Source organism: Desulfitobacterium hafniense DCB-2, from assembly GCF_000021925.1.
GTDB classification, from domain to species: domain Bacteria; phylum Bacillota; class Desulfitobacteriia; order Desulfitobacteriales; family Desulfitobacteriaceae; genus Desulfitobacterium; species Desulfitobacterium hafniense.
Map to the genome: position 1 here is coordinate 4,680,027 of NC_011830.1, position 13,187 is coordinate 4,693,213.

The following is a 13,187-nucleotide window of genomic DNA, read 5'->3' on the forward strand; positions in this document are numbered from 1 at the left end:
TTTCACTTTTTGAACAGTTGAACAAGTTTCTCCACGATCCAAAATCTTACCTTAGGCTTCTCATAGGGTATCCCAGGTTTCCCGTCCACAGGCTGGGCTGTGGAATGACCAATATCCACAAAGCATAGAGGCGGAAAAAGCACACACCACCAATTGGAACCCTTTCCTTCACCGATGACAACTCGTACTGCCTCATACTCCCCTGCCGGGAGAATCAAAGAACCATAAGACTTCGTCGGAAAGATAAATTCGCCATATTCGGTTTTAACCGAATAATCTTTGCTCCAAGCCGCAATAACTTTCCGGCTGATTTCTTCCATAAGCGGACGCAATTCTGTCAAGATCCGGCGGGACTGCTCCAAAGACTGGGATTGGGCCAGCTGTGGAGATATCTCTTCAAGAATGGCATCCCGTACAGCCCGCTTAAGAGCCTGATCTTCCTCGGCATCCGAATTGGCTATCACATGAAAACGAATCAGGTCTTCTCCATTCTCCGCCATCTGCGCAACCTCCAGCAGATCCTTCGCTTGCTCCACAGAGCGTGCATAGGCAAACGAAGAATGAAAAACCTCCACCTGAAAAAGCACCGTCAGGAAAATAATAAGTATTATCTCTATCCTTTTAAAATAATCAGCCTGTTTAAACTCTTTCACGCCCAGAACCCTCTCTCTCCTTGCAACAAATCCTTCTAATTTCATTATGTCCAAGGTGAGTATGGGTTTAGACATAGTTTAATCCTTTTTTTCATAAAGTAGACTTAGGTTCTTACTTTTTGAGGAGGAATAGCTCATGCAGGATTGGCTCCCTATCCTCTGGGTCAGTACCATTGCCGGGCTTGCCACAACCCTGGGCAGCCTGGTGGTGTTAATGTTCGGCCGCCCTAAAGAGCAGGTATTGGCGATGTTGCTTGCCGGAGCCGGGGGTGTGATGCTTGCTGTCGTTTCCCTGGACCTGCTCCCTACAGCCTGGCAGATCGGCCCCCTAAGCCAGGTCATCCTTGGCTTTATCATCGGTTTAGCCTTTATGAAACTGGCTGATCAAAAGCTTAATGCCTCTCCCCCTTCCCTGCCCCTCCCGCGGCGCCAACGGCTGAAACGCATCGGACTCTTAGTGGCTGCGGGAATCGCGCTTCACGACCTCCCTGAGGGCATGGCCATCGCCCTTGGGCAAGAGGCCACAGAGGATTTGGGGGTTCTTATTGCTATGGCCATTACCTTACATAATCTGCCGGAGGGCATGGCTACCACAGCTCCCCTAAAAATGGCGGGCATAAAAAGCTGGAAAATACTTCTTTTGAATTTTGGGATTGCCTTTTTCACCCCTTTTGGAGCCCTGATCGGTTTATTGGCTATTGACAGTGTGCAAAATTCCCTCTCCTTTTTTCTTGCCCTGGCCGGGGGGGCTATGGCCTTCCTGGTTTTTGCGGAGCTCTGGCCCCTTTCCCGTGAACGCCATCCCCGCTACGCCCTCTTAGGAGGAGTCCTGGGATATCTCTTCTTTGCCGGAATAAGCTTTCTCCACTAGTGAATCAAGGGGACAGGTACCGTTTTTCATATTGAAAAACGGTACCTGTCCCCTTGATTCACCTAATCGAGTACTCGTGAGGCATATTCCCCCATAAGCTTATAGCCTTCTTTGGACGGGTAATTGGCCTCCTTGGATAATAACCCCTCCAAGTATACATTGTCGGCATCCATGAGCACGGTCGCAAAATCTAAAACGAGAATATTCTTTTCTTTAGCATAGCTTGATTCCCATTCTCTGAATTCCTTAATGGTGTTTTGAACTCCTGTATAAGGTAAGGGCAAGGCGAGAATCGGAATAATGTGATTGCTCTCAGCCTTTTCCACCATAGCCTTTATATGCTGTTGGAAGGTCTCAAGGGGTACCTCTTTAATGGCATCGCCGTTCCCCACAAAAATAATCACCCGGCCCGGCTTTTCAGCGAGCACATCCGCATCAAAACGGGAGTAAAGGTCCTGGGCAGTCTGACTTTTCAGCCCTTTGTTCACCACTTCAATCTGGGAGGTCTGCCCCAAAACCGCCGGCCAGGAATTTTCCGTATTGCCAGGATAACCAAAGGTAAAGGAATCTCCTATGGCCACGACTTTCGTATTCTCCAAAGCGGGTGCCGGTTCTTCCTGCCCGGGAGGAGCGGCAGCTTGCCCCTGGTCTTTATTGTCCCATAATCCTAAAAAGCCGGCAATCACTACCAGCACACTTAAAAACACCGAAAGTTGAATTAAACGAATTTCAATCCGATACGTCCGCATACTGTGTGGTCATCCCCTTTTGCAATGTTTCAATAAGCCAGTATTCTACGTATCTCTTCCCAATCCCTCCCTCGCCGAGAATTTCTCTCATATAATTACTACCCATGAGGGCAAAATGAGAGTATAGGGATTGCCAATTTTTCAGCCAGCATATTAAGCTCCTGCAACAGCCCCTCGGCAACCGGTATTCCGTCTTGTTTGCGCTGCTCGGCGTTGGCCTGCCGCCTTTCACCCGGAATCCGAATCTCCGTAATCCCTTCAGCCTTCGGTATTGCCTTAACTTCCCGGATCATATCACCCATCCTTTGGCTGAATTCTTCAACCGGCATCAGTTTGGCAATATTTATGGCCAAAAAACTATGACCGATATTCACCGGTTCTCTGCCTTCATCATAAATCCAGCCCACATGAGATCCGTAAGCAGAACCGCTGATGATGCCCGCCATCACCTCGGCTGCCAAAGCCAAGGTATAGCCTTTCGCTCCGCCGATGGGCAAAACCGCACCCTCCAGTGCAGCCTTGGCATTTGTCGTCGCTTTCCCGTCTTTGTCCATCGCCCAGCCCTCCGGAATCTCCTCACCGTTTTTAGCCGCTAAAATAATATTGCCGCGAGCCACCGTAGATGAAGACATATCGACGACAACCGGATACTCGGCATGAGGAAATCCATATGAGATTGGATTGGTGCCAAAATAGGGAGCCCTCCCTCCCCAAGGCGGAATACCGCTGGGTGAGTTGGTATAGGCTTGCCCGATCATTTGTTGCGCGGCAGCTAATTTGCAATAGGTAGAAGCCGCTCCAAAATGATTGCTGTTCTTCACCGTTGCAAAACCAATACCATAGATTTTTGCCAGGTCGATAGCACTATTCATAGCGCGATAAGCAACTAATTGGCCGAGTCCGTTATCACCGTCCACACGGGCCACGGCAGCATCAATGGTTTCCTGGATCTTGGGCTTTGGGTTGATGCGCCCCTTTAACAGACACTTCAGATAAACCGGTAAGCGGCTAATCCCATGGGTATCGATACCCTCCAGACTCGTATCCACCAATATGGAAGAAACAATTCCGGCATCAGTTGCCGGCACACCACTTGCTTCTAAAAGCCTTTGGCAAAAATCATTCATTGCCTGATCAGAGAACATCTGACTCATTCCCGCAACCTCCTCCTGAGCCATCACCCTGTCCTTAAGCTGCCTGAACTGATTGGTTATTCATCCCAGGCATTCTCCCTCACATGGGCGTTCGAATGCAGATCATCTTCCACAGCTTCAATATGTTTGATCATTTTCTGAAACGCCAACTCCGGATCACGCTGTTTAATTGCCTCATAAATCGCTTCATGCTCTAAAACGGACAAATACTGACGTCCGGGAATCTTAAAGCTGCTGTCTCTGATTTCTCCGGTTAAATCCAGAATGTTAATCATCAGACGCTTGAGGACCTTATTGCCCGATGCCTCAGCAATCTTAAGATGGAATTCTGCATCAAGTAAAGCAAGCTTACCATCACTGGCAGAGCCCAGCTCTTTACCTCTCTTGACGATTTTTCCAAGCTCTTCGATGTCCTTATCATCGGCATTTTGAGCACACCATAATGCCGCATACCCTTCTAATATTTCTCGAACTTGAAATATTTCATCAAAAGTACCCTGGGTTATCTGGAGCAGTGCCGCTAACCGTGATACATCCTCGACTTGTTCATCCACCTCATTGACATAAGCCCCCAGGCCATGGCGAATCGTAACCATGCCCAGCCCTGCCAAAGTCTTCAAGGCATCACGGACCACTGTTCTGCTTACTGAAAACACATTGCACATTTCCCGTTCAGCAGGCAGCTTATCCCCTGGCTTAAGTTCACCGTTACTGATACTCTGGACAACTTGTTTCACAATTTCCTCAGATAAATTACCATGAGTTTTAACTGGTTCAAACACTATCTATACCACCCTTACACTACTCTCTGGTAATATATAATACCACTTCCCACAATAAAAGGCCAATAAACGATTTACTTTTAGGTTTATTGACCCTTCTATTCATATCATAATTAGTTTAATTCGTTTTATTACTTTAATGACTACTAGAATAATATGCCTTCAGGTGTTGGAACTTTAAGAATTGCTGTAAATAAAAGATACAATAATACTGTCAGGAATAAACCAAACCCGCCTGATATACTGAAGGCTCTGATGTTTAGACCCTTTTGGCTTAAGTACCACGAGCAAAGAACAAGGAAGAAAAGCGTTGATACATAAAACCCAATGTAGTAAATAGCTGCTACATACAGAATAGAAGCGATAACGATAACAATGCCCTTAATCCTATCAAAATCTACTTCTTCAACCTTTGAAGAGGTTCTAGCAGTTAGCGCCCCCCGAGTAATTAAAAATACCCCCATCACGGCAACAAAGATTTCCAGTATTTTGGGGTAAAGGTCAGCTTTCGGACTTAAATCCATGCCTTGAATATAAAACACCAGTGCTACAACAAGGCATGCTAAGCCGGCTAGAATATCTGTCCTACTCTTAGTCATTTTGATTCGCCCCCTTTTTAGCCAGCCGTTTACCAATCAAATAGGGTGAAAATACTGAGGCCAGGGTTAATATAATCAAAATAACCGAGATAGTGCTACCAAAGAAGCCGCCGAGGACAGAGCCATCTGCCGTTCCCAGCGCAATAGCCTTAGTAAAATTATCTTCAACAATCGGGCCAAGAATAATACCCAAAGCCATTGTTCCAACATCAAGGCCAATTCTATCGCTCAAATATCCTATTAGACCAAAAACCAGCATTACGACAACATCAAGCATGCTATTCCTGATTGCGTAAGAACCTATCGCTGCTAAAGCAACAATGGCAACGCCGATATAAGGGGTCGGGATATTAAGAACCTTCGCAATTCCTTTAATAAGGATCGCACCTATGACTACCATGAATAGGTTTCCTATAATAAGAGAGTTGATAAAGGTATAAGCTAATTCGCCATTCGTTTCAAATATCTTAAATCCAGGCACTATGCCATGAGCTAACAAGGCGCCCATGATGATCGCCGCTACAGCACTGCCAGGAATCCCCAGTGTCAGCATTGGAATTAAGCTACCGCCAATCACAGCATTATTGGCCGTTTCACTGGCTACCACGCCTTCCATACAACCTTTCCCGTACTGGCTGCGGTTTTTATCCCAGCGTTTCCCTTCATTATAGGAAATAATCGAAGCGATTTCTCCGCCAGCCCCAGGCAGGATACCAATCATAGTTCCGATCAAAGATGACCGGAGAAGGTTAGCCTTACACTTCAAAAATACAGAGCGCAGGACCCGAAATATGACTCCTTTCTCTTGAGTATAAGAAGCGATATTTTCATTACTGCTGCCCACCAGTCTGATCACCTGAGAAAAAGAAAACAAACCGATCATCGCCGGAATGACTTCAATTCCCTGAACAAGAGAATAATTTCCGAAAGTGAATCGTGGGGCTCCTCCAACCGGATCCAAACCTATTGTTGCAACTAACATACCCAAAGCGGCGGCCACAAGCCCCTTGGCTATGTTGTTCTGGGACATAGCAGCAATGGTGCTCAAGCCAAATATACAGAGCCAAAAGAATTCTGCGGCACCGAACATCAGCGAAAATCGAGCCAACGGTCCGGCGAGAAGCAAGAGGAATATAGCACCGACAATCCCCCCAAAAGCCGATCCAACCAGAGCTGTATTTAATGCCTCCGGAGCTTTACCCTTTTGAGTCATTGGCCAGCCGTCAAAGGTAGTCGCAACGGAAGAAGGAGTTCCCGGAGTATTAATCAAAATGGCTGAGTTTGAACCACCATAGATTGCACCTTGATAAATACCACCTAACATAATAAGACCACTGATCGGATTCATTGCAAATGTGACAGGAACCATCAGCGCTACTCCCATAGTTGCTGTTAAGCCGGGAAGTGCACCGATAATAATACCTCCGGCAATGCCTGCTATCAAAAGAAATAAATTAAAAGGAGAAAAAATATTAATAAGACTTGGCAACAAATATTCCCACACCCCGGCAACCTCCTTTTTAAAAGGGGCGAATAGTCCTCGCCCCTACAACAAATCAGTTATTGGCATTGTTTACTTATAGTGTTTACTTAATTAACCCGAACTTCTTAAGCAGATTCTCGGCTTTATCGTTTTGGCCGTACACATACTTTTCAAAATCTTCACCCGGCATGTATTCCATTGGCTGCCCAGCCTTTTTCATATCCGCTATGTATTGAGGGTTCTCATTTATCTTCTTGAAGACATCGCGTAAAAACTGAAGGGCTTCAGGATCTGTCCCTTTAGGAACAACGAAACCGCGGCGAATATCAGATACAATATCAATTCCCTGCTCTTTCAGTGTCGGGACACCTGGCAGGAATTCGTGCTCTTCCTCGGCTGCGATTCCCAAAACTTTTATCATATCCAAGCTGCGCATTACATCATTCACATTACCGATCATAATATCCAGTTCGCCGCCTAAAAGAGCAGCATTCTGATCAGCAGCACCCTTGTAGACAATTTGAGCAGGTTCTATGCCCGTCTTTTCCTGAAGTTCCAGGAGCATTAGATGATGACCTGTGAAGGTTCCCACAATACCCACCTTCAGTTTCCCTGGATTCGCCTTTGCATAGTCCACTACTTCTTGAACTGAGTTAAATTTACTATCTTTAAGAACTGCAATGACTTGAGGATCGTTCACTACCTGAGCTATGTATTCAAAGTCCTCGATTTTGAACTGAGCCCCCTGGCCCAGAGGCTGAAGAACCATGTGAGGTACATTAACCCCGCCTATCGTATATCCATCCGGTGCCGATCTGGCCATTTCTGCAAAGCCAATAGCTCCGCCTGCACCCGTAGTATATTTGAATACCCAGGGTTGCTCAGGAACGAGTTCATTCCAATACTTTTGCATGATACGTGCTTGAACATCACTGGAACCACCAGCACTAAAAGCTATTATCATATTAACAGGTTTGCTAGGATACTTTGCAGAATCACCAGAGCTCGCTTTGCTACACCCAGTAAGCGCTAATGATACGATTATTAGTGTGACAACAAATGTTAAAAGAACTTTGTTCTTTTTCATAATCTAAAGCCTCCCTATTATCTCCAAATCGCAACTTTACTTATTTATGGTAAATGTTATTCGAAGTTTCGCATCGTTTGGAAATGATCAAGATCGATAAAATCAAGAGGTAGGTACTTCGTTTGATGGATATTTGTTCAAATGTTTCTTTTCACTAGCTGTTAGACACATTGTTATTGCTGCTAAGTGCTTCTTTAAAAAGAAGCACTTAGCCTGCTCATCATGTTTCAGTCTCGTTACTCTCATCTCTCAATATAGGAATAACAGAGTTGGCATTCGGTAATACCGTTATTTTCAAACCAGCTGTATCATCAGGAATAACATCATCAATGGCCTCTTGCAGGCTCTTCGTAACCTTAACCATGAGAGCTTTGGCTAATTCCGGGGATACTTTGTCAGACACCAGGATTGTTTTCGCTTTTAGAAATGTTCTGGTCCAAAGATAGGCTTTATGAGGACCGATCACAAACTCTTTTTCTTTAAAGGAAGTCACAAGGTCTGACGGATTATCATATAAGGCCATGGTCTTGGCAAAGCTTTCTTCTCCAGACCCTTCGCTGCATTGAGCCACTAAGATGATGACTCCTCCCGGCTTAACCAGCTGCAAGGCCGGGGTTAAGGCTTTCTGAGCCTGATAGGCGTTGATATCTTTCGGAAACCCTCCCGGGGATGCGATGACAATGTCAGCCGAACTCATCGGTACGCCAAAAATACTCTTGGCAAATTCAACCGCAACACCATGAGCTGTCCTGGGATGACCGGCAACAGCTTTAACGACCTTCTTTTGGGTATTAAGTACAACATTGACAATCATATCAACCCCAATGATCCGGCCGCAATCCTCTAAATCGATCCGCGCCGGATTTCCTTCCATTTGCCCCAGTTCAGCACCGGGTTGAAAAAGCCGGACATGATTCCCTGTGATCGTCTCTCTTCCGCCTAAGCCAATGACCGCACCTTTAACTCCTGCGGTGAATCCCATAAATTGATGGGCATCAACCATACCGGTCACAATTTTAAAATCCGCCTGAGCAAAATATTGATTGACATAGACAGGCGTTCCTAAGGGAGATGTGCCCAAAAAAGTCAGACAATCCTGATCATCCGCATCGTGGGGAAGAACCTGTTTTATTTTTTTGGGCAATTCCTCACCCAATATATAATTCATCTCTTCCTGAGTTGCCGGATGATGCAGTCCGCCACCCACAAGCACCGTAATTTGGTCGCCATGGATTCCAAATTCGGCTAGCCAGGGCAGCAGCTTCTCCACAATGAGGCGAGAGGGCACAGGACGTGTCATATCACTCACAGCGATAGCCACTGACTTTGCGTTTCTTAGTTTATCAAAATTGATATTCCCTATTAAATTTTGTAAAGCTGCCGAAATTTGTTCGCCGGCTTCAGCAGTGGGCTCTACCGATTTTAATCTACCATAGACACAGTCAACATCATCGGGTATCAAGCAAGCTTGTGTCCCATGCCCATAAGGCAATTCAATTGTTTTCACACTTTCACCCCTGCCTCACTCAGAGTTGGATTTTCCCTTTACCATCGCTGTTTTTGAATGAGCGACCCCTATTTTTATGCGCTGGGATAGAGGCGGGTAAGCACAAACTCCTTGTGATTGAGCACTTCGGCATCAGTTAAGCAGCCACGTGCTGTTTTCACTACGCATTCCATTACTTTATCTGCCGCCTGATCAAGAGTCAGCTCTCTGCTGAGCACGCCGCTGATATCCACATCGATATGCTCAGACATAAATTCACAAGTTTTCGGATTCGCCGACATTTTGATCACAGGTTCAATGGGGTTGCCCACGATATTGCCTTGACCCGTGATGAAAATATGAAGGGTTGCTCCGGCTGCCATCATGAGTGTAACACATTCAGCTGCCGCTGCCGAAGTATTCATGAAATAGCGTCCTGGTTTTGTCGGCTCTTCTGCCATTTCCAAAAGACCAATAATGGGGACCTTGCCGGCCTTTTGAATATTGCCCATGGCTTTTTCTTCAATCGTTGTCAAACCGCCGGCAATATTCCCTTGGGTTGGTTGTGTACCTAAAAGATCGGCTCCTTTGGATTCAATCATATCCATATACTCTTTATGGACTCTCAAAAATTCCTGAGCAAGTTCGGGCGTAGCAAAATGTTTAGCGAGAATATGCTCTCCTCCCGTTGTTTCAGGTGTTTCGCCAAAGATAACCGTGCCGCCCATTTCCACCAAACGGTCACCGACTACACCTGCTGTGGGATTTCCTGCAAGACCCGAAGTCGTATCGGATTCACCGCACTTGAAGCTCACCACCAGATCTTTCAGTTCACATTCTACTTTTTCTAAAGATGTGGCGTATTTTACATATTCATGGGCTTTGCGGGAAGCCATTTCAATGGTTTTTAAATCACCATGGCCCTCAATACCGAAGTAGGTTACAGGTTTACCGGTTTCAGCAATGCCATCGGCGACTCGCTTCGCCCAGTTTTGTTCAATACCGATAACGACGACAGCCGCCACGTTGGGATTGCGTCCCGCTCCGATAATGGTCTTGAAATGCAGCTCAAGGTCGGCTCCGAATTGGATACGGCCATAGGGATGGGGAAGTGCCAGAGTTCCGGCAATATTGTTGGCAACTGCTTCACAAGCAGCATTGGACAAATCATCCACAGGAAGAATAAGCACATAGTTGCGAATACCGATACGCCCATTGTCCCGACGATAGCCTAAGATCTTAGTTTCCATAATCCCACCTCGCAGTCTTTAAGTTATGAGTATGTACCCAGTCTCCCACCTTAATATCCTGGGTTACTTTGCCCACATTTTCACCATACTTGATTAAGTTTTCACCCTGTTTCTTGCTTTTGAGAGCAATTTTGTGTCCCAGTTGGATGTCATGGTTTGCTGTGACATGGAATTCTTCCCCGCTATGAATGTCCACGCCCATGACTTTCTCGCCGGCCTTAATATCCTGCACGGCGACGCCAACATCATCTTGAGCCTCATGCAATAAGAATTTATGGCTGCTCATCTCATTTCCTCCTTTGTGCTTTTTACCACTCGTTCTAGTGGTATGTTGTATGTGGTATTACCACTAGCCTCAGTTTATACGATCCGTCACGATCTGTCAATATGTATTAAAGAGTTTTTTCACGAATTATTGATGAACCTTTCTTTCTCACCTTCACCACCTCTAAAGCATACTTTAGTATAAGGAATCGAAGGAGGTGCCCCATTAATGAGCTACATTGACAAGGCCAGGGTACTTGGGGAAGCGCTCAAACAAACCCCCGAAGTACAAGCTATCCTTTCCGCAGAGGCGGCCATCAAAGCCGATCCGGAAGCCAACGAAGCATTTCTCCAATATCAGGAAAAGGAACGCCAAATCGTTACCACTCAGATGATCAGTAAGGTCATTCCCGAAAAAGATGCTCTGGCCCTTATCGATCTTAAAGTCCGCCTGATCAACAAACATCCCCTGATTCGCACCTATTTTCAGGCCCAGCAAAGCTTTGAACGGGTCATGGCCATGGTTAATCTCACCATTACCACGACCATCCATGGCATGCCCAGCGCCGATCAGCTTCCCCTGCCTGACGAAATCAAAAACATGGCCCAAAAGGTTTTGGAATCCATAGGAGGGGGCCAGCAGTCCAAGACCATGGAAATCCCTAAGGATATGAAGCTTCCTCCCGGACTAAAGCTGCCCCAGGGCTTTAAAATTCCCGGTCTGCCCGAAGAACGCTAGGGAATCTTCTGATGCGGCCTCAAAATTATTGCGGTCCCCGCTTCGAAAACCAGATTCTCCACCCTGTCACCCTCCTGGCCTTTCTGATTGTGATCACCATCGGGGGGTTTCTTATCCTCTACACCTGGTTTTTTTAATCCTCAAGCAAGATAGGAGGTGAGTGACTTGGCTATAGCGAATGAATCTATCTGCCCCCTGCCTGTCGCTCCCCTCTCCCTTTCCCTGCTTGTTACCAGCCCTATCCAGCGCAACATCCCCTTCGTCCCGGTCACCGCCGTTCTCTTCCCCCTGGCCAGGGTGGAACTGCCTTATGCCGGCCTGGTGGTGGCCGGCTTGGATATTCTTATGAACTTTCTGGTCAAGCGTTCCCTGGTGGCGGCCCCCCCCTCTCCCCCAAGAACTCCGTCAGAGTCCTATACAGTCACCCTGACCCTGGATCAACTAGCCGATCTCATTCAGAGAACCTCTCAGGGTCAGGCTATACGTCCCGGCGGTGCCTTTCAGACCGCCCCTTCGGCGGCATCCTGGGGAGATGAACCTCTCTTTCCTGACCATCTAAGTTTTTCCCTCTCCATAAGCGGTCCCTTTGGGACCTTCGATGGTACACCGGACTCAGTGTTCAATGTTCCCTTATTTCAACTTCCCGGGGTTCCAGGAAATTTAATCGTCTCAGTCATCACCATCATTGCTCAGTTCTTAACGGAACAAGCCAATATCAATAACAATGGAGGGGGTAATTTATGAGCCAGGGCAGGAATTTTGGCATTGTCTTTAACACGCCGGCAGCAGGAGCCAGCTTCATTGCTCTTACCCTCTTTTTCTTTATTGTCTTTTCGGCAAACTCCATATTATCCTCCATCCATTTGAAAACTTTAGGCATCATCATCACCTTAAGCAGTATCGGCTTTCTGTTCTTGATCATTATGATTGCCTTTTTCTTATGCCAATAAAGAAAGGAGCTCAGCTATAACCGAGCTCCCTCTGACCCCAAAACTATACTGTCACCTGCACTGGGCTTTACATAAACTTTGGCTGATGCTGATTACGGCTGGGTTGGTTCTATGATCGAATCTTCAGCGGCACCCCCCTCCATAATCTCCGGGGCTGGGGAACGTCTCTGCACCAACCCGGTAACCTTACCCCATACAGACCCTCCAGCTTTCTTAATGGGAGCCAGGAAACGGATCGGTCCCGGTGCTTGTCTCACCTGCAGAATAATAGGACCTTGAGGAACATGGCCCAGCTGTTGAGGATTCTCTACGGTAATAATGACCCGGCTGTAGTGATGGAGAGGAACCTGACTGCGAAACTGAGCTTGATACACGCCATTGCCCACAGGCCTTAAGACACCGGCCAAAAATCCGGTTTGACCCTTGCTGTCCACAAGATAAGCCGCATAAGTGCCCACCCGTCCTACTAAAGAATTGGGCGACGGCAAATTAGCGATACAAGAAAACACATTATCATTGGAAATAGAGGCAATGCCATTGGCATTTACGCCTGGCTGAGCAGCTTCCAAAACCAATTGACGGGGCTGCATCCCCGGGGCCCCCGCTCCACCCCCGCTGCTTAAGAATGAAAAAGGACCTGTCATAGTTTTTCCTCCCTGGGGTTGTGTCGCTGGTTTGTAGGATTTAGCACCAAAAACCCCGCCACGTGAGTTATTGATTTGGCCATCCTTTTGGAAAAAACCTCGCTTTTTTAACTCCGATCCTAAGTTATTGCGAATACTTCCTCCCGGGGAAGGACCCCTTGGACCCATGCCCTGCATTCCGGCAGACATACCCAGCGGCGGCATCCCCGCTGACATCCCAGCGGGGGGCATTCCACTGGGGGTGATTCCCCCTGGATTCATTCCCGGGGCCGGCCCATAGTTATAGCCCCCCCCAGCCGTAGTTGGAGGATAAACGCTTTGGCCCCATCCCGGACTTTGTCCAGGCATCCCTCCCATGGACATTCCCTGGTAGGTATCAAGGCGGCGGGGTACTCTCGGGTCCATCTGTCCAAAGGAACCATTTCCCTGATCCCAGGTAAATCTCACATTTCTCCCTCCCGACGACAAACTTCTCC

Annotated in this window: 16 protein-coding genes; 5 read left to right on the forward strand and 11 right to left on the reverse strand. The window is 47.1% G+C overall.

Features of this window, described 5'->3' with window-relative positions; genetic code table 11:
* Positions 1-2: 2 nt before the first annotated feature.
* The gene (gene spoIIR / locus DHAF_RS22040; protein ID WP_011460947.1) at positions 3-653 is read right to left on the reverse strand and encodes a stage II sporulation protein R; all 651 of its coding nucleotides are present in this window, start codon (positions 651-653) and stop codon (positions 3-5) included.
* Between the two features lie 136 nt (positions 654-789).
* Between spoIIR and DHAF_RS22045 the strand changes: the two genes are divergently transcribed.
* Entirely contained in the window at positions 790-1,524 is a 735-nt protein-coding gene (locus DHAF_RS22045) for a ZIP family metal transporter (protein WP_005816957.1), read from the forward strand.
* 62 nt (positions 1,525-1,586) lie between these two features.
* On the opposite strand, the gene DHAF_RS22050 is transcribed toward DHAF_RS22045, so the two are convergent.
* From DHAF_RS22050 to DHAF_RS22090, 9 genes are all read right to left on the reverse strand, one after another.
* Positions 1,587-2,273 (reverse strand): SGNH/GDSL hydrolase family protein, encoded by a 687-nt coding sequence (locus tag DHAF_RS22050; RefSeq protein WP_011460949.1) that lies wholly within the window; start codon positions 2,271-2,273, stop codon positions 1,587-1,589.
* Positions 2,274-2,371: 98 nt separating this feature from the next.
* Entirely contained in the window at positions 2,372-3,427 is a 1,056-nt protein-coding gene (locus tag DHAF_RS22055) for an Ldh family oxidoreductase (RefSeq protein WP_015945205.1), read from the reverse strand.
* Between the two features lie 56 nt (positions 3,428-3,483).
* Positions 3,484-4,209 (reverse strand): FadR/GntR family transcriptional regulator, encoded by a 726-nt coding sequence (locus DHAF_RS22060; RefSeq protein ID WP_005816960.1) that lies wholly within the window; start codon positions 4,207-4,209, stop codon positions 3,484-3,486.
* A gap of 146 nt (positions 4,210-4,355) precedes the next feature.
* Complete coding sequence (locus DHAF_RS22065; RefSeq protein WP_005816962.1) at positions 4,356-4,808, reverse strand: tripartite tricarboxylate transporter TctB family protein; 453 nt, start codon at positions 4,806-4,808, stop codon at positions 4,356-4,358.
* Positions 4,801-6,312: a tripartite tricarboxylate transporter permease gene (locus DHAF_RS22070; protein WP_005816964.1), complete on the reverse strand. Its 1,512-nt coding sequence runs from the start codon at positions 6,310-6,312 to the stop codon at positions 4,801-4,803. Before DHAF_RS22070 ends, DHAF_RS22065 begins: the two co-directional genes overlap by 8 nt.
* 82 nt (positions 6,313-6,394) lie before the next feature.
* Positions 6,395-7,378 (reverse strand): tripartite tricarboxylate transporter substrate binding protein, encoded by a 984-nt coding sequence (locus DHAF_RS22075; RefSeq protein WP_005816965.1) that lies wholly within the window; start codon positions 7,376-7,378, stop codon positions 6,395-6,397.
* Between the two features lie 220 nt (positions 7,379-7,598).
* The gene (gene larAH5 / locus DHAF_RS22080) at positions 7,599-8,885 is read right to left on the reverse strand and encodes a nickel-dependent malate racemase, LarAH5 family (RefSeq protein ID WP_015945206.1); all 1,287 of its coding nucleotides are present in this window, start codon (positions 8,883-8,885) and stop codon (positions 7,599-7,601) included.
* 74 nt (positions 8,886-8,959) lie between these two features.
* Complete coding sequence (locus tag DHAF_RS22085) at positions 8,960-10,114, reverse strand: UxaA family hydrolase (RefSeq protein ID WP_005816968.1); 1,155 nt, start codon at positions 10,112-10,114, stop codon at positions 8,960-8,962.
* A complete protein-coding gene (locus DHAF_RS22090; protein ID WP_005816969.1) occupies positions 10,104-10,400 on the reverse strand; it encodes a UxaA family hydrolase in 297 nt (98 codons plus the stop codon). Before DHAF_RS22090 ends, DHAF_RS22085 begins: the two co-directional genes overlap by 11 nt.
* Positions 10,401-10,607: 207 nt before the next feature.
* On the opposite strand from DHAF_RS22090, the gene DHAF_RS22095 reads away from it, so the two are divergent.
* From DHAF_RS22095 to DHAF_RS22105, 4 genes are read left to right on the forward strand one after another with little or no spacing between them, the layout of a single operon-like run.
* A complete protein-coding gene (locus DHAF_RS22095; protein WP_005816970.1) occupies positions 10,608-11,117 on the forward strand; it encodes a YlbF/YmcA family competence regulator in 510 nt (169 codons plus the stop codon).
* Between the two features lie 11 nt (positions 11,118-11,128).
* Complete coding sequence (locus tag DHAF_RS26630) at positions 11,129-11,254, forward strand: hypothetical protein (protein ID WP_005816971.1); 126 nt, start codon at positions 11,129-11,131, stop codon at positions 11,252-11,254.
* A 19-nt stretch (positions 11,255-11,273) separates the two neighbouring features.
* Complete coding sequence (locus DHAF_RS22100) at positions 11,274-11,861, forward strand: hypothetical protein (protein WP_005816972.1); 588 nt, start codon at positions 11,274-11,276, stop codon at positions 11,859-11,861.
* On the forward strand, positions 11,858-12,067 hold the full coding sequence (locus DHAF_RS22105; RefSeq protein ID WP_005816973.1) for a hypothetical protein: 210 nt from the start codon (positions 11,858-11,860) through the stop codon (positions 12,065-12,067). Before DHAF_RS22100 ends, DHAF_RS22105 begins: the two co-directional genes overlap by 4 nt.
* Positions 12,068-12,159: 92 nt before the next feature.
* Here DHAF_RS22105 and DHAF_RS22110 read toward each other — a convergent pair whose 3' ends face one another.
* Positions 12,160-13,158 (reverse strand): hypothetical protein, encoded by a 999-nt coding sequence (locus tag DHAF_RS22110; RefSeq protein WP_015945208.1) that lies wholly within the window; start codon positions 13,156-13,158, stop codon positions 12,160-12,162.
* Positions 13,159-13,187: the final 29 nt, after the last annotated feature.